Raw genomic sequence first — 16882 nt, 5'->3', positions numbered from 1 at the left:
CCCACCCGGAGAAAGTGGGCTATCGCTGTCATAGTTGTTCAAATTAATTGAATATATGGAAAGGCATCGAGAAGGCGATCAACACCCACGACTCAACGCCGCCGATAGCCGATGCACTGTCAATGCCGCGGAACAACTGATTTGCGACTGACCCCGATGATCCCGCGAAGATCGTTGACCAGAATGACTGGCATCAACGCAGTGCCGGTCACCAGGGGCACCCCCCTCCCCCCGAAAAGTCATCATGTCCGAATCCATCAGCGCCCTTTCTGCTCAAGAAGACCATCCCGGCTCCAGCTACGCGGCACGCAACGCCTCGTACTGGAAACGCAATCTGGCGGTGGCGACATTCGGGTCGTTCACCACACTGGTCAGTCTCAGCATGCTGCTACCGTTCCTGCCCCTCTATGTGGAGCAGCTTGGCGTCACCGCGCAGGCCGATATCGTCCAATGGTCGGGCGCCGCCTTTGGCGTGACCTTTCTGGCAACAGCCATCACCGCGCCGCTGTGGGGACGACTGGCAGACCGCTTCGGACGCAAGCCCATGCTGATACGCGCCGCGGTTGGCATGGCCATCGTGATGTCGATGATCGGGCTGGCGCATAACGTTTACGAACTCGTCGCCCTGCGCTTCGCGGCCGGCCTGATCGGCGGCTATGCCTCTGCCGCTACGGTGATGATTGGCACGCAAGCGCCGCCAGAGCGCGCCGGATGGGCGCTTGGTGTGCTGTCCAGCGGTGCACTCGTGGGCAACCTGGTTGGGCCCCTGGTCGGCGGCCTGCTGCCGAACCTGATCGGTATCCGCGGCACCTTCTTCGCGGGAGGCGCAGTCATCGCGGTGGCGGCGCTGCTGACGATCGTATTGGTACGCGAGGACTTCACGCGACCGGTCAAGCAGACAGCTTCCCATCATGCCGCTGAGGCCGTGCGCGAGCGCAGTTCCCGCCTTCCACTAGCCGCCCTTCTGATTACGGCGACTATGGTGCTGCTTTCAAACATGTCGATCGAACCCATCATCACAGTCTACATCGGTCAACTCGGCGTGCCCCATGCGAAGCTGGCCACCATCGCAGGCGTGGTCATGGCAAGCTCAGCGCTTGGAAGCGTGCTGACGGCGTCGCGGCTCGGTGCGCTGGCTGACCGGATCGGCGCGTGGAAAGTGATCATTGGCTGCCTGATCGCCACGGCCATCGTCATGATTCCTCAAGCGTTCGTCGACAACTGGTGGTCCCTCGCCATTCTGCGCGGCCTGATGGGCATGACGTTGGCTGGCCTGTTGCCAGCGATCGGGAAACTCGTGCGACAAGCAGTCAAGGAGCACCAGTCGGGCAAGATGCTCGGCTACCTGCAGTCAGCGCAGTTCGCCGGCCAGGTGATAGGCCCGCTGATTGGCGGCCAGATCGGCGTGCACTTTGGCATGCGCTCGGTGTTCTTCGTGACAAGTGCAGTGCTGCTGGGCTGCGCAGCATTCGATCGATGGGCGAAGGATCAGTGAGCTGACTGCGGCGCTAAAACGTCGGAACAGCCGTGCGCTAATGGGCAGACCACTCAATCTTTGAAAGATCGGTTCCTTCCAGGAACATCTCCCAAAGCGGGCTAAGTCGCCGCAGCTTCTCTACGCAAGCCTTTACCTGCGCGATGACAGCATCGATTTCCTGCTCCGTTGTGAACCGCCCGAGCGTAAACCGAATTGAACTGTGGGCCAGTTCGTCGCTACGACCGAGCGCTCGCAATACGTATGACGGTTCCAACGATGCAGACGTGCAGGCTGAACCGGAGGACACGGCAATGCCGCGCAGCCCCATGATCAGCGATTCCCCCTCCACGAAGTTGAAACTAAGGTTCAGATTGTGGGGAATGCGGCGATCCATACTGCCATTGACGAAGACCTGTTCAAGCCCAACCAAACCGCTCAACAACCGATCGCGCAGCATGCCAACGCGGTGCGCCTCGTCGGCAAGTTCCAACCGCGCCAGACGACAAGCCTCTCCCATCCCGACAATCTGATGGGTCGCGAGCGTCCCCGAGCGCATGCCTCGCTCATGACCTCCGCCATGAATCTGCGCTTCCAGCCGAATCCGCGGCTTTCTTCTCACATACAACGCACCGATCCCCTTGGGGCCGTAGACCTTGTGCGCGGTCACCGTCATCAGATCCACAGGCAATGTTTCAAGGTCGATCGGGATTTTTCCCGCCGCCTGAACCGCATCGCAATGAAACACAATGCCGCGTGACCGACATAGAGCACCAATCTCGGCAATCGGCTGAATGACGCCAATCTCGTTGTTCACCATCATCACGGACACCAGGATCGTGTCCGGGCGCAATGCAGAACGAAGGACCTCGAGATCCAGCAAGCCGTCATCCCTTACATCCAGATACGTCACATCAAAGCCTTGACGTTCCAGTTCCCGACACGTATCGAGCACCGCCTTGTGTTCGGTACGAACCGTCACCAGGTGTCGACCCTTACCGCGATAGAACTGGGCAGCTCCCTTCAGTGCCAGATTATTGCCTTCCGTCGCACCTGAGGTCCAAACGATCTCCCGCGGGTCAGCACCCAACAGACGGGCAACATGACCGCGCGCCTCCTCCACTGCACTCTCGGCTTCCCAGCCAAATGAATGGCTGCGCGAAGCGGCATTGCCGAAGCGTTCGTAAAGATAAGGCACCAATTTCTCCACGACTCGCGGATCGACCGGGGTGGTGGCGCTGTAGTCCATATAGATAGGTACGGCTGCTTCGGGCATGGGGAATCGCTGCAAGGGGTTCAAACTCAGGAACGCTGCGCTGGAGCGCGGGAGGTCAGTGGGAAGCAGGGACATGACGCCAACCACGCCACGCCCCTAGCGGCATCTCTTAAGCCGCGAGCTTCAGATCTTGCAATGACACGTCCTGCTCCACGTACGTGCGATACAGTTCGCCCGTGTACAGCAGCCGCATCTGCGCGCCGTTCTCGCAAGCCCTGAGGCAACGTTGTTGTAGTTCCGGCGTCGTCGCGTGCTCGAGCACGATCTGATAGCCGCGTTCACCATGGATTTCGTCGGAAACGATGTGCAGATCGAAGAACTCCGCCTCCTCATCCGTAAAACCGTACTGTTCGCGTAGTGCGGGAGCTTGCTTGCGATAAATCGACGGGACTTGCGATTCCAGCCCGATCACGATTCCAGCAACGGCTACAACCGGGTCTTCGCGCATGGCCATCGAATAGCACCAGCTCTGCAAACCACGGGTTGCAGCCAGCATGTTGTCGGGATTGATCACGCGCTCGCGCGTAGACCCGCACGCCTCGGCAAATCGAATCAGCAGATCGGTATGGCGGTCACCACCAATCTCCTCTTCATACATGTTTGCCAGGAGGAAGTCCTTCATGTCCGTGTAGCCATCAGCCGACGTGCGTGCATAGATGAAGCCCAGATAGTCAGCAAACGGCCCCACGTACTGATAGTGGTTTTCTGCCCACCGGGCCAGGTGAGTGCGGCTGAGCTTGCCTTGCGCCCATGCCTGGCTGAAAGGCGATTGGTTCGCGCTTTTACCACGCACGAGTTCTTCGAGAGCGGTTCGGAAGCTGTCTTGGTCGAGCAATTGGGTCACGTCTGTCTCTCCGTAGTGATGAGTTTCTGGCCTCGGTGGGGAGGTTTCTGCTGTCGCGTGAGGCCGTGAACCCGATCATAGTTAATGATGATTAGATGCACAAGTATCATCATTTATTCTGATATTTTAATCATTAACTCTGATTTGCTTAGCCCACTTTCGTTGGTCTATGCTGTCGTTCAAATTCACTTGAATTGATTTTTTACTACATCAAAATCATTACATCAGATGGAGACACCGACATCATGCCAACAGTCACTTTTGAGAAGGACGGCCTCTCTCACGAAGGCGAAGTCCGCGCAAACAGCAACCTCGTGGTACGCGCCGGTATCAAGCAATTTCCCTATCCGCACCTGCGTTACTCATGCGGCATGGGCAAGTGCGCGAGTTGCGCCTGCCGCGTGGTAAGCGGGGCCGAGCACTTGCCGGCACCAAACTGGAAAGAGAAAAAGATGCTCGGTGCGCGCCTCGAAGAGGGGTTCCGTCTGGTATGCCAGTTGTGGATCGATCACGACATCACGCTGAACCAGGACGCCGACCTGCGCGCGGACGCCCCGGGTAACGCGAGCACCGCACAAGCCTGAACACCACTGAAGCACTCCTGGAGCCCTCGATGTACGTAATTCTCTCGAGTCGTGACGGCCAGTACCGCACGGAGCCGGACGCCGCCATGACCACAATCGAAAGCTATGACTACTTGTTCTACGGTCGGCGGCGTGCGCGATTTGTGATTGCTGACCTCAACCAGGCAGCCAAGGTGCGCATCGTTGATATCGGCCCACCCGAGCGGGCGAGCATGGTACCGACCCGCCTGCTGCCAACGTTTCCAAGCGTGGAGGCCGCGCGACACGCACTCGACGAGTTGGTCAGCTTCGGCTCGCTCGATGTGCGCCTTGAGCGCTGCGCACTGGATATTGCAGGAGACGCAGCATGATCCGCATTACTTTCCTGACCAACAATGGACGCGTTGCCGAGGTGCCGGAGAATAGCAACCTGCTCCGTGCCTCGCTCCGGTACCAGGGCGGCATACCCTTCAAATGCGGCGGTGGCGTTTGTGGGACTTGCAGGTGCCGGATTGAAACAGGTCTCCAGCACGCTGACGAGGTCAAGCCGAAGGAGCGCCAGCACCTCGGCGACGACGATATTGCCGCCGGCTACCGCATGGCCTGCCAGACGTTCCTCAATGGCGACGCAAGCGTGTCCTGGGAGCCACGCGCCGCAAACGTCAAGCGCTAGCCTGCTCGCCACCGAGCGCACGAATGCGCTCGGTCAGCAAAGCGACAAATGCAGCCGTAGCAGGCGGTAGCGGGCGCCGTGGATGGGTTACCGCTACAACGAGTCGGGATAGCCGCGGCGATATCACCGTTCTCGCCTGCAACCGCCCCTGCTCCAGCAACGCGCGCACTGCAACACGCGGAAGCACCGTAGCAAGTTGCGAGTCTTCGACCAGATCGACGATCGTACTGAGGGAGTCCGTTTCAAATACCGGGGCGAGCTCCATATTTTCACTCTGTGCGAACGTCTCCAAAAGAGTCCGCAAGCCATGCTGGCGCGTGGGCAGCACGAGCTTGAGTGACGTAAGTGTGCGCAGCGGCGTTTGCTGCGGTAGCGCGATCTCGCGCTTGCCGCTCGTTAGCAGCAGCAGGTCTTCGTCAACGATCGACTCGATATTGAGCGGTAGCGCGCGCCTTGGGTTGTTGATGATTGCCGCTTCGATTTGCCCACCCGCCACCGCGTCTGTCAGCACCGTGCTGTAGCCTTCAGTCACGGAAACCGTCACACGAGGGTTCACCTTCGCGAAATCGATCAAGGCACTCGCCAGCACACCCTGGGCAAGCGAAGCGATCATCCCAACACGCACATGGCCGCTCAGTTCGTCATCGGGCCGGAGCATTTCCTCATGGGCGCTGACAAAGTCCTGGAGAACCGGCTGGAACAACCGGTACATCTGCAGACCCACGGCAGTCGGGACCATGCCCTGCGTACTGCGCTCAAACAGCTTCTGCCCCAACTCCTGCTCCAGCTTGCCGATCTGCATGCTCAGCGCCGGCTGGACGATGCCAAGGCGGCGGGCCGCACGCGTCACGCTGCCTTCCTCGAACAGGCAGGCAAAGTATTGAATCTGCCGGAATTCCATCGTCCCTCCTAGCTTTTACTCCCAAATTTTGCCTGATTTTTACTTCGATCACATCAATTGAATTGATGTACATCGCTTTTGACTTCTCGCCCGCAAAACATTAGCCCACGGATGCCGTGGCATTTCATGGCATCATTTTTTTTGATATTTTTTATCATACAAGATTATTTGACGTGATATTTCAACGAACCTAAAATCAGTTCAAATGAATGGCGCACAAAACCCCGCAAGCCAGGCCGGACGCCAAGTCGGAAGCCAGGCCGGAAGCTGATCAAGGTGAAGGAGACAGTACACATGCAACCCACAGCAATTGCCCAGATACCGCACAGCGGAACCAGCCTGAAAATCAGGGAGGTGCACGCCTGGGCAACATCCTTTCCCGTAAAGCCTGGCTCGAGCGTGCGTCTCGGGGTTGGCCAGGCGGTAAAGCGTGATGCCGTGGTGGTCAAGGTCACCACGGAAGACGGAATTTGCGGCTACGGGGAAGCTCATCACTGCCGGGCCCACTCGACCATTGCCCACTTCGTCAACACTGCGTTGGCTGACCTGGTACGAGGGTTGGATGCGGGCTGCACAACCGGCATCTGGCAGCGAATCTACGAGCGCCAACTGGTTGGCATGGGCCTTGGGACAGGGTGCGTAGTAGCCATGAGCGGCCTCGACATGGCTCTGTGGGACATTCGCGCAAAGGCCGCCGGCATTCCGCTCTATCGTCTGCTTGGCAGTAAGGGGCGGGCCGTGCCTGCCTATGCCGGCGGCGTGGCGCTAGGTTGGCAGGATCCTGCTGCGCTGGCCCAGGAAGCACAACGCCATGTCGAAACGGGCTACCGCGCTGTCAAGCTTCGCCTCGGCGATACGCCTGGAAACGACATCGCTCGCGTCAAGGCCGTGCGCGCCGCGCTGGATGATGACATCGTCATCCTGACCGATGCCAACGGAAACTATTCGCTGGAAGAAGCCCGAGCCGTCATGCCCGTGTTGGACGCCTTGGGGGTAGGCTGGCTAGAAGAGCCGTTCGCCGCGCATGACTACCGCATGTACTCCCGCGCTCGCTCCTTTGGGACCGTACCCTTCGCTGCTGGCGAGAACCACTACGCAAGCCACGAGTTCGTGCGACTGATCGAAGAAAAGTCCGTTGACATCCTACAGCCCGATCTGTCGAAGAGCGGGGGCATAACCGAGTGTCTGCGAATTGCCGCCATGGGGTCGGCGTGGCGTTTGCCAGTTCACCTGCATACCTCGATGACGGGTATCAACATGGCGGCTTCCGTTCACTTCATGTCCGCACTGTGCAACGGCGGATACTTCGAAGCGGACGTATCCCAGAACAACCGTTTCCGCGACGAGCTCGTAAGTACCCCTTTCCGCGTCGACGCCGAAGGCCTGGTCAGTCCGCTTGAGGCGCCAGGCATCGGGGTCGATGTCGATGAAGACTTTCTGGCTGCGCACCCTGCAATCGAAGGGCCCGCCTACGTGTAACGCAGCGAGAAATTTCAGAACACGCGTCGCGGCAACGTACCGCGGCGCAAGACAATTGAGAAACAGGAGACAACCCCATGCGCCTTCCCACTTCCTTCCGCGTTGCCATTGGTTTGATGCTCGGTGCCCTGGCACTGACCACCCACGCTGCCCCCTCCGATACCGCGAGCCACTATCCTGCAAGCACTGTCCGCATCGTGGTGCCTTACCCTCCAGGGGGATTCAACGACACCCTCGGCCGTGTGGTCGCAAACGAGCTGACGAAGGCCTGGGGTAAGCCAGTCATCGTCGACAACAAGCCTGGCGCCGGAACAATTCTCGGTACGCAAGCCGTTGCGCGAGCACCCGCCGATGGTCTGACGGTCCTGGTCGTGCAGTTTCCATTTGCGGCAAATCCGTGGCTCTACAGCAAGCTCCCTTATGACAGCATCCGCGACTTCACACCCGTCGTGCTTGCCGGCCACTCCCCTATGCTGCTCGTCGTCAATGCCGGGTCCAAGCTCCGTTCCGTCAATGACCTTGTGACGGCTGCCCGGGCGGCGCACGGAAACCTGGCCTATGGCTCGTCCGGTAGCGGATCTTCCAACCATCTTGCCATGGCCCTGTTCGCACGGATGGCAGGCGTGGAAATGAACCAGGTTCCCTATAAGGGAAGTACGCCGATGCTGACAGACCTCGCAGGCGGCCAGGTTGAGGTGGCATTCGATGCATTGCCGCACGCGCTTCCGTTCATCCAGTCCGGCAAGCTTCGGCCCATTGCCATTGCTGACGAGAAGCGGTCTCCCTTGATGCCGAATCTGCCAACCGTAGCCCAAAGCGGTGTAGCCGGATACGAGGTGTCTTCGTGGCATGGCTTCATGGTCCGCACGGGAACGCCTCAAGCGATCATCGACAAGCTGAACGCCGATATCAATGCAATTCTTCGACGACCCGATATTCAGCAGCAGTTCGCGACCCATGGCGTTCAGGTCGACGGCGGCAACCAGGCGCAGTTCCAGAGCTTTATCGCCAAACAGATGGCGCTCTGGAAACAGGTAGTGGCCGAGGCGCGCATCCCTCCGCAATAGCCCGACCAGTTAGCCGACCAGTAAGCCAACGCAGTAACCCAACATAGCGCAGCCACCGACTCTGCCAGCGGCCCCTCCCCGCTGGCACTGGCGGCGCTCGCCCAAAATTTCCCGGACTTTCAAGAGCACTATGACCGAACTTCACGCCCCGAACCTGATTGGCGGCCAATGGCAGGCAGCAGCCACGGGCACTCGTGCGCCCAGCCTCAACCCGGCCGACGGCACCTGCGTAGGTTATCTCGCTGATAGCAGCGGAGTGGATGCGCTCGCGGCAATCGCGTCGGCGCGCGAAGCGTTCGAACGCCCGAACTGGGCGCAGAATCCGCGCCTGCGGCAAATGGTGTTGCTGCGGTGGGCGGACCGGGTAGAAGCTCGCGGCGCAGCGCTAGCGGAACTCCTGACCCGCGAGAACGGCAAGGTGCTCGCTCAATCCAAGGCGGAGATCGCAGGCGCTGTTTCCGAGATTCGCTACTACGCCGGGTTGGCGCGCCACATTCCTGGCCACGCACTGGAAGTCGAACCGGGCGTTTTCTCCACCATGCTCAAAGAGCCGGCAGGCGTTGCTGGCCTGATCATTCCGTGGAATGCCCCGGTAGTGCTCCTCGTTCGCGCGCTGGCACCCGCCTTGGCCGCAGGTTGCACTTGCGTGGTCAAGCCCGCCGCCCAGACCGCACTCATCTCGACAGAGATCCTCCGCGATCTGGATGCTGACGCCGACCTGCCGTCGGGCGTAGTCAATCTGGTGCACGAGACTGGCAGCGACGTAGCACGATGCCTGGTCAACTCGTCGGATGTCGACGTGATCAGCTTTACCGGATCCAACGCGGTGGGCCAGCGCATCATGGCCGATGCCGCACCGACCATGAAAAAGCTGTCACTGGAACTCGGCGGAAAATCCTGCTGCCTCGTGTTTGAAGACATGGATGCCCACAGCGTCGCACCACAGCTTGCGCGCGCAGCGACCGTAATCTCCGGTCAGCAATGTACCGCCGCCCGGAGGGTACTGGTTCACAGCTCCCGGTACGAAGAGATGAAGCAGGCGCTGTCACACGCGCTGCGTGCGATGGAAGTCGGACCGGGACTGTCCGGCAGCGCAACCATCGGCCCCTTGATCGACGCCGCCTCCGCAGCGCATGTGTCAGCACGGATGAACGCCGCCATGGACAGTGCAGACGACGTGATTCTGCGCGGCGGACTCCTCGGCGGGTCGCTTGGCGCCGGACATTTCGTGAGTCCGACGCTTGTCGCACATCGCGATCCCGGCGCCTTCTTTGTACAAGAGGAAATCTTCGGACCCTTTGTGGTGCTGGAGAAGTTCGACGATGAGGCCGAAGCCGTGGCACGCGCGAACAATACCGAGTACGGACTATCCGCAAGCGTGTGGACCCACGATGGCGCACGCGGATTGCGGGTTGCACGTGCACTACGGAACGGCACAGTCTGGCTCAACGACCACAACAAACTGTTCGCCGAAGCAGAGACAGGCGGATACCGGCGTAGCGGCATTGGCCGGCTGCATGGTTATGACGCCCTCATCGACTTCGTCGAGATCAAGCACGTATATCAGAACGTCGGAACGATCCAGGCAAGGTAGCCCGCAAGGCCGGTGACAACAACCATATCCGTACCAGACCACCAAGGAGACAACATCACAATGAAATCGACCCCCCGCATTCTGGCCTTCGTCGCCGGCGCCCTCGCCGCAGTGGCTGTCCATGCCCAGCCCGACAACTATCCGTCGAAGCCGATCACCGTGGTCGTTCCCTATACGCCTGGTGGTTTCAACGACAGCATGGCGCGCGTGTTGGGGCGCAAGCTGAACCAGGCTTTGGGACAACCGGTCGTCGTTGAGAATCGGCCGGGCGCAGGCACCGTTATCGGCACCGAGTATGGCGCCCGCGCAGCGCCCGACGGCTACACACTCACCGTGGTCGGCTTTCCGCTGGTGGTCAACCAGTATCTCTACAAGAAACTGGGCTACAACGCAGAACGCGACTTTGCGCCGATCATCCTTGTTGCCCAGACTCCGAACTTGCTCGTCGTTCGCACGGACTCTCCCTACAAATCGATGCGAGAACTGATCGACAAGGTGAAGGCAACGCCTGGCAAGGTCAACTACGCGACTGCTGGCAATGGCACCTCAAACCATCTGACCATGGAGTACTTCAAGAGCTTGACCCACACCGACATGCAGCAGATTCCCTACAAGGGCAGTTCGCCCATGGTCAGCGATCTGCTGGGCGGTCAGGTGGACGTCATGTTCGACAATACACCGAACGTCCTGCCACATCTGAAAGCTGGAAAAATGCGCGCCCTGGCCGTTACCAGCACCCAACGCTCGACGCTGACGCCCGACGTCCCCACCGTGGCCGAGCAAGGGTATCCAGGCTTCAACGTCTCGGTCTGGTATGGGCTGGCAGCGCCAGCCGGCACGCCACCGGCGATTGTGACGCGGCTCAATGCGGAATTGAACAAGGCGCTCCAGTCGGAAGACGTGCGTCAGGTCTTCGCACAACAGGGGGTGGTACCCATGGGCGGCTCAACCGCCGACTTCAAAACGTTCTTCCGCGCCCAGTCGCAGCTCTGGGAGAAGGTAATCAAGGACAACCGCATTACGGCAGAGTAATCGGCATGCAAACCGTGGACACCACTCTCGACACCAACGCGGTGGAGACAAAATGATGAGCCGCACACCAATACTTGCCTTGGCCGACCTGGAACTCGCCGCAAGGCGGTGTCTGCCAGCGAGCGTGTTTGGCTACGTCAGCGGCGGCAGCGAAGATGGCGCCTCACTCGCACAGAACAGGCAATCGTTCTCCCGCTGGCAGTTCCTGACTCACCCGCTGGTTGATGTTTCCGAACGTTCTCAGGCAGTTGAACTGTTTGGCACCCGCTATAGCGCGCCGATCGGCATCAGCCCGATGGGCGCCAGCGTGTTGTGCGCGTTTGATGCCGACCGTGCGCTCGCAGCGGCCGCGCGTGCCGCAGGTGTCCCGTTCGTGCTGAGCGCGGCCTCGACAACTCCGCTGGAACGCGTGGCTGCCGTGAATCCCGACCTGTGGTACCAGGCGTACTTGCCCGCGCGCATGGAAGTCATCGATCCGTTGCTGGAGCGACTCCGACGCGCAGACATTCGTGTGCTGGTCGTTACCGCCGATGTACCGATCGCTTCCACCAGAGAGCATGAGATCCGCAATGGCTTCAGCCTGCCGTTGCGACCCAGCCGGAAGCTGATCCTCGGGGGCCTCGCGCGCCCGCGCTGGCTGGCAGGGACCTTTGCACGGACCCTGCTTAGCCAGGGAGTCCCCCATTTCGAGAACTTCGCGGCCACACGTGGCGGTCCCATCATTACTGCGCTCAAGAATGACCACCGCGCCGGCCGAGCGGCATTCACCTGGGACCACATCCGGAAAATCCGTGCGGCATGGCCCGGCACGCTGCTAGTCAAGGGCATCCTCCGACCGGAAGACGCGCTTGCCGCTTTTCGTGCCGGTGCCGATGGCATCTTTGTTTCAAACCATGGAGGCCGACAGCTTGACGGTTCACTTGCGCCACTCGATGCACTCCCCGCCATCGCGCAAGCCGTTACGGGAACCGGCTTGAAGCTGATCATGGATGGCGGGATTCGCCGCGGCACCGACGTGCTCAAAGCCCTGGCGCTTGGCGCGGATGCTGCATTCTGCGGCCGCCCTCTTCTCTATGGCCTCGCTACTGGCGGGCGGAGTGCCGCGCAAGAAGCGCTGGAAGTGCTGAAGCGCGAAATCGACATCAATCTGGCTCTCCTCGGGTGCCCGGATGTGGCGAGACTCAGCCCTGCCTACCTGACTGCGACCGGTGTATCGGCAATCCAGGCGCCGCTACCGGTGCCGGCCACAGACCCACACGATCATTCACAAGATCAATCGGAGATGTCACATGCAGCATGAACGCAAAGACCGCACCGGCGGCCAGATTCTCGTAGATGCCCTGCTGGCACAAGGTTGCGACACCGCGTTCTGCGTGCCGGGCGAAAGCTTCCTTGCGGCGCTGGATGCCATGCACGACGCGCGTGATCGGTTGCAACTGATCGTATGCAGGCAGGAGGGCGGCGCCGCCCACATGGCAGAAGCTTACGGCAAGCTCACGGGCAAGCCCGGCATCTGCTTTGTCACGCGAGGTCCAGGCGCAACGAACGCAAGTATCGGCGTTCATACCGCCAGCCAGGACTCCACCCCCCTCATTCTTTTCGTCGGCCAGGCCGCTCGCGGTCACCGCGGTCGTGAAGCGTGGCAGGAGATCGAGTTCCGACAAATGTTCGGTCACATCGCCAAATGGGTGGAGGAGATCGATTCAGCAGAGCGCATCCCGGAACTGGTCAGCCGCGCTTACCATGTGGCCATGTCCGGGCGTCCGGGACCCGTGGTCCTCGCCCTGCCCGAAGACATGCTTGAGGACATCGCAAGCGTCATTGACTGTCCACCCGCCAACATCTCCCACGCTTGGCCGGACGACGAGGCGATAGCTCGCATGGAAGCGCTGCTGGCCAAGGCGCAACGTCCTCTCATGGTGCTAGGCGGCGGCGGATGGACCGAACAGGCCTGTGCAGACATTGCTTCGTTCAGCGAGAAGTATTCGCTTCCGGTGGCCTGCGCGTTCCGCCGCCAGAGCCTCTTCGACAATCGTAATGCGCGGTACGCAGGCGAGGCTGGGTTGGGGATGAATCCTGGCTTGGCCCGTCGTATCTCCGAAGCCGACCTGATTCTCGCAGTCGGCGCCCGCCTGGGCGAGACCAGCACCAACGGATACACCCTGCTACAGGTTCCGCGGCCCTCCCAAACCTTGGTACACATCCACGCCGATGCAAATGAGCTCGGCCGTGTGTATTGCCCGGAGTTGGCCATCAACGCCACCATGCCGGCATTCGCCCGCGCAGCAGGCAAGCTGAAGGGCCCGGCGGCGGCGCCCGCGTGGTTGGCGTGGACCGAGGCCGCCAATGCCGACTACCAGGAGTTCCTGCGCCCGACTTCCATGCCCGGGGACGTCAATCTCAGCGAAATCATGGGTTGGCTGCGCCAGAAACTGCCCGCTGACAGCATCATCACCAACGGCGCTGGCAACTATACCCTTTGGGTTCAGCGCTTCTACCAGTATCGCGGGCTGAATACGCAACTGGCACCCACCAGCGGCACGATGGGCTACGGCCTCCCAGCCGCCATTGCGGCCAAGCTGCGCCATCCCGATCGTACGGTAGTCTGCTTTGCAGGAGACGGATGCTTCCTGATGAACGGCCAGGAGTTTTCCACCGCGATGCAGTACGGCGCCAACGTCGTGGTTGTAGTCGTCAACAACGGCATGTACGGAAGCATCCGCATGCATCAGGAGCGTCACTACCCGGGGCGCGTTTGCGGCACTGACCTGATCAACCCTGACTTTGCCAGGCTCGCCGAATCATACGGCGGCCACGGCGAGGTCGTAGAGCGTACCGCCGATTTTCCGGCCGCATGGGAACGCGCCATGCAGGCTGGCCGGCCGGCGCTCATTGAGCTGCGTACCGACCAGCAAGCGCTGACGCCAAGATTGACGATCGCAGACCTGCATAAGGCGGGGTCGCCTCGCTGACTGCACACCGCCCCCAAGCATTACTTCATCTCTTGTATCACGGAGCCTTCCATGTCCGAATTCGATAGCTTTACCGCCCGCATTCTCGCCACCCAGGCGATTGCCGAACATACCGTTGCTTTTCATCTGGAGCGCCCCGCCGGCTTCGAATTCGAGGCCGGTCAATTCCTCAGCGTCCAGATCCCTGGCTTTACGCCCACCGAGGAAGATGATGGGGAGCGCATGCTCTCCATTGCGAGCGCCCCACACGATGCGCATTTGATGGTTGCGATGCGCATGCGCGACTCGGCATTCAAGCGCCATCTCTCCCAAAGCGAGCCCGGCGTTTCCACCTTGATCATTAGCCCCGCCATGGGTGACTTTGTGCTCCAGGAAGAAACCCGGCCGGTGGTCTTCGTGGCCGGCGGCATCGGTATCACCCCGTTCTACAGCATGCTCCGTCATTTGCAGCAAGCCAGTGCGAGCGCGCCCGCACGTCGAGTCACGCTGCTCTATGGCAACCGCAATGCCGCCTCCGTCGCCTGGCAGCAGGAACTGAACGCACTCACGAACGCGTTGCCTGGCTTCGAGCTGGTTCACGTGTTCAGCGAAGACAGTGCTGGAACCCACTGCACCAACGGCAATGCAAACGTGCGCAGTCGCACGGGCTTCATCGACGCCGACTGCATCCGCAAGGAGATCCCGGATTGGCGTGACAGCATCTTCTACGTTGTGGGGCCGCCCGCGATGGTGGCTTCGCTACAGGATTCACTCGATGAGTGTGGCGTCCCGGCCGAACAGGTTGTGGCCGAGTTCTTCGCCGGTTATTAATGGAAATTCAAATGCCAGGTTCGATATCCAAAGTGTCCACCGTCACACTGCCCAAGCGCGGCCGCATCCATGTGGTGCGCGAAGGTGATCCTGCTGCGCCCGCGGTCTTCCTTAGTCATTCGATCCTGTCCAGCCAAGCGATGTGGGATGGGCAGGCATCGTTTCTCGTCGATCATGGCTGGCAGGTAGTGCGCGCAGATATCCGCGGCCATGGCGACTCCACTGCGGACACACCCCCAGGTAGCATGGATGAACTGATGGCGGACACCGTGGCCGTATGGGATGCACTGGATCTCGCACGCGTGCACTATGTTGGCCTGTCACTCGGCGGCATGATTGGCTTTGGCCTTGGCATCCACCATGCATCACGCTTGCACACGCTCTGCCTTTGCGACGCCCGCGCCGACGCGCCTCCTGAAGTCGCGGCGCCGTGGGACGCCCGCATCGAGCAAGCGCGAACCGCCGGCTGCAGTGCCTTGGCCGATGCCACACTGGAACGTTGGTTTGGCCTGCCGTTCCTGACGCGCGAGCCCGAGATTGCGGCGCGGCTTCGTTCCATCGCCGCGTCGACCTCCGTCATCGGATTCGAAGGCTGCGCACGGGCGATTCAGGGACTGGGTTTTCTTCCCGATTTGTCCCGGATCCACACTCCCACAACACTGCTGGTGGGGGCCAACGATGGCGTACTACCGGAGGCGAACACGGCGATTCAGCGCATCATTCCACATAGTCGGATGGAAGTCATTGAAGGCGCCGGGCACCTGCCCAATATTGACCAGCCGGAGCACTTCAATGCTGCCTTGCTGCGGCATCTGGCTCTTGGGTAGCCGGTGCGCCCCGGGGAAACTCACGCTCAGCCCCCGATCAGCACGCTTGGCAGCCCCATCACGATGCTGCCGCCGTGGGCAGTCTGGTCGCCCACGCGCGCAGCGGGTCGCCCGCCAATAAGCACGGTGGCGGAGCCCATGCCTCTCCGGTCAAAAACTGTGAGTGATACCCAGGCCGAAACCGCTCATTGCATCGCCCGCCATCACGCCGGGCACGGAATTGGCCGACAGGTTGTAGGCGGCGGTGGCATGGTTGACCAGCCGCGTGAAGGCGGCCCAGAGTTCGGTACGCTTGGACAGCGTGTAGCCATAGCCCAGCGATACCTGCCACGCGCCCGAATCGGTCCCCGGCAGGCCGATGCCGCCCACGCGCTGGATGGTGTTGCCTTGGGCATTGCCACCTTGCGTGTACGACGCGCGGAAAATGTGGGGCCCACGGTTGTACGTCGCCGCGGCCTGCCAGGCATCGCGCCGCACCGAAAGGCCCGGCGCGGGCTCGTAGCTGAGGCGTTCATAGGCGGCGCGCAGCTTGACGCCACCGATGGCGTAGACCAGGCCGATGCGGTCGGCATGGTCGCGCGAGCCGTTGTAGTAGTAATCGCCGTGGAACTCGTGGCCCCAGGCCGCGTACCACTGGCCGGACTCATAGCTGACCAGACTCGACCAGGCGATGGGATTGGTCGTAGGCGTGCGGTCCTCGGGCATGGCTACCGCGATGCGCGCCGACACGCCGCCCCATTCCGGCGTGGCGTACTGGACCAGGTTGGGCTGGCGACGGTCGAACGACTGCGGCGAGACGCCATTGGTGGCGGTCACGAAGCCATTCCCCATGATCGAGTTGGACGCGAAGATCCCCGCCGTGAACGGGTCCACCTTGTAGACCGACACGTAGCGCAGTGGCATCTCCCACTGCCCCATCCAGAACTGCCCCCAGGGACCGCTCAGGCCCACGGCGGTATTGCGGTCACCGATCTGCGAACTGCCGGTGCCGTCCATGCGCAGATTCGTCTCGATCTGAAAGAACGCGCGGTTGCCGCCGCCCAGCGATTCGCTCCCGCGAAAGCCGAGCACCGACAGATCGTTGGACAGTCGCGCCAGCGACTGGCTGCGCCCGTTGCCGGAAAGGTGGATCGACTCGACGTTCTCCTTGATGAAGCCGTAGATCTGCACGCCATCGGTCTGGGCTGAGGCCTGGGGCGACGCTGCGCACAGCAGTGCAGCGGATGCGGCAACAAGTGGTGCAAAACGCACCCGATCCAGCGCTTTCATTATGCCTCCATGTCGTTATGCGTACAGTTTCTTACAAACGAACTCATTTTTCAGTTCGTGTATACACCAATAAGAAAAAGTACTTTTTCGCATGGAGTACA

At 61.0% G+C, this 16882-nt stretch carries 17 protein-coding genes; 12 read left to right on the top strand and 5 right to left on the bottom strand.

Annotated elements, in window-relative coordinates; genetic code table 11:
- The first annotated feature begins 244 nt into the window (after window positions 1-244).
- Window positions 245-1495, top strand: a complete 1251-nt coding sequence (locus ACO550_RS34240) for an MFS transporter (RefSeq protein ID WP_315598871.1) — start codon at window positions 245-247, stop codon at window positions 1493-1495.
- Window positions 1496-1532: 37 nt separating this feature from the next.
- Here ACO550_RS34240 and ACO550_RS34235 read toward each other — a convergent pair whose 3' ends face one another.
- Both ACO550_RS34235 and ACO550_RS34230 read right to left on the bottom strand, forming a co-directional pair.
- Window positions 1533-2750: an IscS subfamily cysteine desulfurase gene (locus ACO550_RS34235; protein ID WP_315598870.1), complete on the bottom strand. Its 1218-nt coding sequence runs from the start codon at window positions 2748-2750 to the stop codon at window positions 1533-1535.
- Window positions 2751-2859: 109 nt separating this feature from the next.
- On the bottom strand, window positions 2860-3594 hold the full coding sequence (locus ACO550_RS34230; RefSeq protein WP_315598869.1) for an iron-containing redox enzyme family protein: 735 nt from the start codon (window positions 3592-3594) through the stop codon (window positions 2860-2862).
- Between the two features lie 245 nt (window positions 3595-3839).
- Here ACO550_RS34230 and ACO550_RS34225 point away from each other — a divergent pair, with 245 nt between their 5' ends.
- The 3 genes from ACO550_RS34225 (at window position 3840) to ACO550_RS34215 (ending at window position 4830) form a co-directional block, all read left to right on the top strand.
- Window positions 3840-4178: a 2Fe-2S iron-sulfur cluster-binding protein gene (locus ACO550_RS34225; protein WP_315598868.1), complete on the top strand. Its 339-nt coding sequence runs from the start codon at window positions 3840-3842 to the stop codon at window positions 4176-4178.
- An 86-nt stretch (window positions 4179-4264) separates the two neighbouring features.
- Entirely contained in the window at window positions 4265-4528 is a 264-nt protein-coding gene (locus tag ACO550_RS34220; protein WP_485995098.1) for a ferredoxin, read from the top strand.
- A complete protein-coding gene (locus ACO550_RS34215; RefSeq protein WP_315598866.1) occupies window positions 4525-4830 on the top strand; it encodes a 2Fe-2S iron-sulfur cluster binding domain-containing protein in 306 nt (101 codons plus the stop codon). Before ACO550_RS34220 ends, ACO550_RS34215 begins: the two co-directional genes overlap by 4 nt.
- On the opposite strand, the gene ACO550_RS34210 is transcribed toward ACO550_RS34215, so the two are convergent.
- Window positions 4820-5731 (bottom strand): LysR substrate-binding domain-containing protein, encoded by a 912-nt coding sequence (locus ACO550_RS34210; RefSeq protein WP_315598865.1) that lies wholly within the window; start codon window positions 5729-5731, stop codon window positions 4820-4822. The two genes, ACO550_RS34215 and ACO550_RS34210, sit on opposite strands and share 11 nt — an antisense overlap.
- Window positions 5732-6025: 294 nt before the next feature.
- Between ACO550_RS34210 and ACO550_RS34205 the strand changes: the two genes are divergently transcribed.
- The 8 genes from ACO550_RS34205 (at window position 6026) to ACO550_RS34170 (ending at window position 15512) form a co-directional block, all read left to right on the top strand.
- The gene (locus tag ACO550_RS34205) at window positions 6026-7210 is read left to right on the top strand and encodes a mandelate racemase/muconate lactonizing enzyme family protein (protein WP_485995097.1); all 1185 of its coding nucleotides are present in this window, start codon (window positions 6026-6028) and stop codon (window positions 7208-7210) included.
- Window positions 7211-7287: 77 nt separating this feature from the next.
- A complete protein-coding gene (locus ACO550_RS34200; RefSeq protein ID WP_315596858.1) occupies window positions 7288-8277 on the top strand; it encodes a tripartite tricarboxylate transporter substrate-binding protein in 990 nt (329 codons plus the stop codon).
- Window positions 8278-8407: 130 nt separating this feature from the next.
- Window positions 8408-9871, top strand: coding sequence for an aldehyde dehydrogenase family protein (locus tag ACO550_RS34195; RefSeq protein ID WP_315596859.1), 1464 nt, complete (start codon window positions 8408-8410; stop codon window positions 9869-9871).
- 60 nt (window positions 9872-9931) lie between these two features.
- On the top strand, window positions 9932-10903 hold the full coding sequence (locus ACO550_RS34190) for a tripartite tricarboxylate transporter substrate-binding protein (protein WP_315596860.1): 972 nt from the start codon (window positions 9932-9934) through the stop codon (window positions 10901-10903).
- Between the two features lie 52 nt (window positions 10904-10955).
- On the top strand, window positions 10956-12203 hold the full coding sequence (locus ACO550_RS34185; RefSeq protein ID WP_315596861.1) for an alpha-hydroxy-acid oxidizing protein: 1248 nt from the start codon (window positions 10956-10958) through the stop codon (window positions 12201-12203).
- Window positions 12193-13875, top strand: a complete 1683-nt coding sequence (locus ACO550_RS34180) for a thiamine pyrophosphate-dependent enzyme (RefSeq protein ID WP_315596862.1) — start codon at window positions 12193-12195, stop codon at window positions 13873-13875. The genes ACO550_RS34185 and ACO550_RS34180 overlap by 11 nt, the downstream gene beginning before the upstream one ends.
- A 51-nt stretch (window positions 13876-13926) precedes the next feature.
- A complete protein-coding gene (locus tag ACO550_RS34175) occupies window positions 13927-14685 on the top strand; it encodes an FAD-dependent oxidoreductase (RefSeq protein WP_315596863.1) in 759 nt (252 codons plus the stop codon).
- A gap of 32 nt (window positions 14686-14717) precedes the next feature.
- Complete coding sequence (locus ACO550_RS34170) at window positions 14718-15512, top strand: alpha/beta fold hydrolase (RefSeq protein ID WP_315596864.1); 795 nt, start codon at window positions 14718-14720, stop codon at window positions 15510-15512.
- 26 nt (window positions 15513-15538) lie between these two features.
- On the opposite strand, the gene ACO550_RS34165 is transcribed toward ACO550_RS34170, so the two are convergent.
- Together ACO550_RS34165 and ACO550_RS34160 are read right to left on the bottom strand one after the other, a co-directional pair.
- Complete coding sequence (locus tag ACO550_RS34165) at window positions 15539-15652, bottom strand: PAAR domain-containing protein (RefSeq protein ID WP_315596865.1); 114 nt, start codon at window positions 15650-15652, stop codon at window positions 15539-15541.
- Window positions 15653-15662: 10 nt separating this feature from the next.
- A complete protein-coding gene (locus ACO550_RS34160) occupies window positions 15663-16781 on the bottom strand; it encodes a porin (RefSeq protein ID WP_315596866.1) in 1119 nt (372 codons plus the stop codon).
- Window positions 16782-16882 lie beyond the last annotated feature (101 nt).

The organism is Cupriavidus sp., from assembly GCF_057315035.1.
Note: the sequence above shows the minus strand (reverse complement) of the source record. Positions and strands in the feature narration are given on the sequence as shown.

What these genes read in the sequence shown, in the direction of transcription:
- ACO550_RS34220 (WP_485995098.1), top strand. Translation starts at nt 4,265, where the DNA reads ATGACCACAATCGAAAGCTATGACTACTTGTTCTACGGTCGGCGGCGT.
- ACO550_RS34180 (WP_315596862.1), top strand. Translation starts at nt 12,193, where the DNA reads ATGCAGCATGAACGCAAAGACCGCACCGGCGGCCAGATTCTCGTAGAT.
- ACO550_RS34195 (WP_315596859.1), top strand. Translation starts at nt 8,408, where the DNA reads ATGACCGAACTTCACGCCCCGAACCTGATTGGCGGCCAATGGCAGGCA.
- ACO550_RS34205 (WP_485995097.1), top strand. Translation starts at nt 6,026, where the DNA reads ATGCAACCCACAGCAATTGCCCAGATACCGCACAGCGGAACCAGCCTG.
- ACO550_RS34160 (WP_315596866.1), bottom strand. Translation starts at nt 16,781, where the DNA reads ATGAAAGCGCTGGATCGGGTGCGTTTTGCACCACTTGTTGCCGCATCC.
- ACO550_RS34190 (WP_315596860.1), top strand. Translation starts at nt 9,932, where the DNA reads ATGAAATCGACCCCCCGCATTCTGGCCTTCGTCGCCGGCGCCCTCGCC.
- ACO550_RS34185 (WP_315596861.1), top strand. Translation starts at nt 10,956, where the DNA reads ATGATGAGCCGCACACCAATACTTGCCTTGGCCGACCTGGAACTCGCC.
- ACO550_RS34165 (WP_315596865.1), bottom strand. Translation starts at nt 15,652, where the DNA reads ATGGGCTCCGCCACCGTGCTTATTGGCGGGCGACCCGCTGCGCGCGTG.
- ACO550_RS34200 (WP_315596858.1), top strand. Translation starts at nt 7,288, where the DNA reads ATGCGCCTTCCCACTTCCTTCCGCGTTGCCATTGGTTTGATGCTCGGT.
- ACO550_RS34175 (WP_315596863.1), top strand. Translation starts at nt 13,927, where the DNA reads ATGTCCGAATTCGATAGCTTTACCGCCCGCATTCTCGCCACCCAGGCG.
- ACO550_RS34215 (WP_315598866.1), top strand. Translation starts at nt 4,525, where the DNA reads ATGATCCGCATTACTTTCCTGACCAACAATGGACGCGTTGCCGAGGTG.
- ACO550_RS34235 (WP_315598870.1), bottom strand. Translation starts at nt 2,750, where the DNA reads ATGCCCGAAGCAGCCGTACCTATCTATATGGACTACAGCGCCACCACC.
- ACO550_RS34225 (WP_315598868.1), top strand. Translation starts at nt 3,840, where the DNA reads ATGCCAACAGTCACTTTTGAGAAGGACGGCCTCTCTCACGAAGGCGAA.
- ACO550_RS34210 (WP_315598865.1), bottom strand. Translation starts at nt 5,731, where the DNA reads ATGGAATTCCGGCAGATTCAATACTTTGCCTGCCTGTTCGAGGAAGGC.
- ACO550_RS34240 (WP_315598871.1), top strand. Translation starts at nt 245, where the DNA reads ATGTCCGAATCCATCAGCGCCCTTTCTGCTCAAGAAGACCATCCCGGC.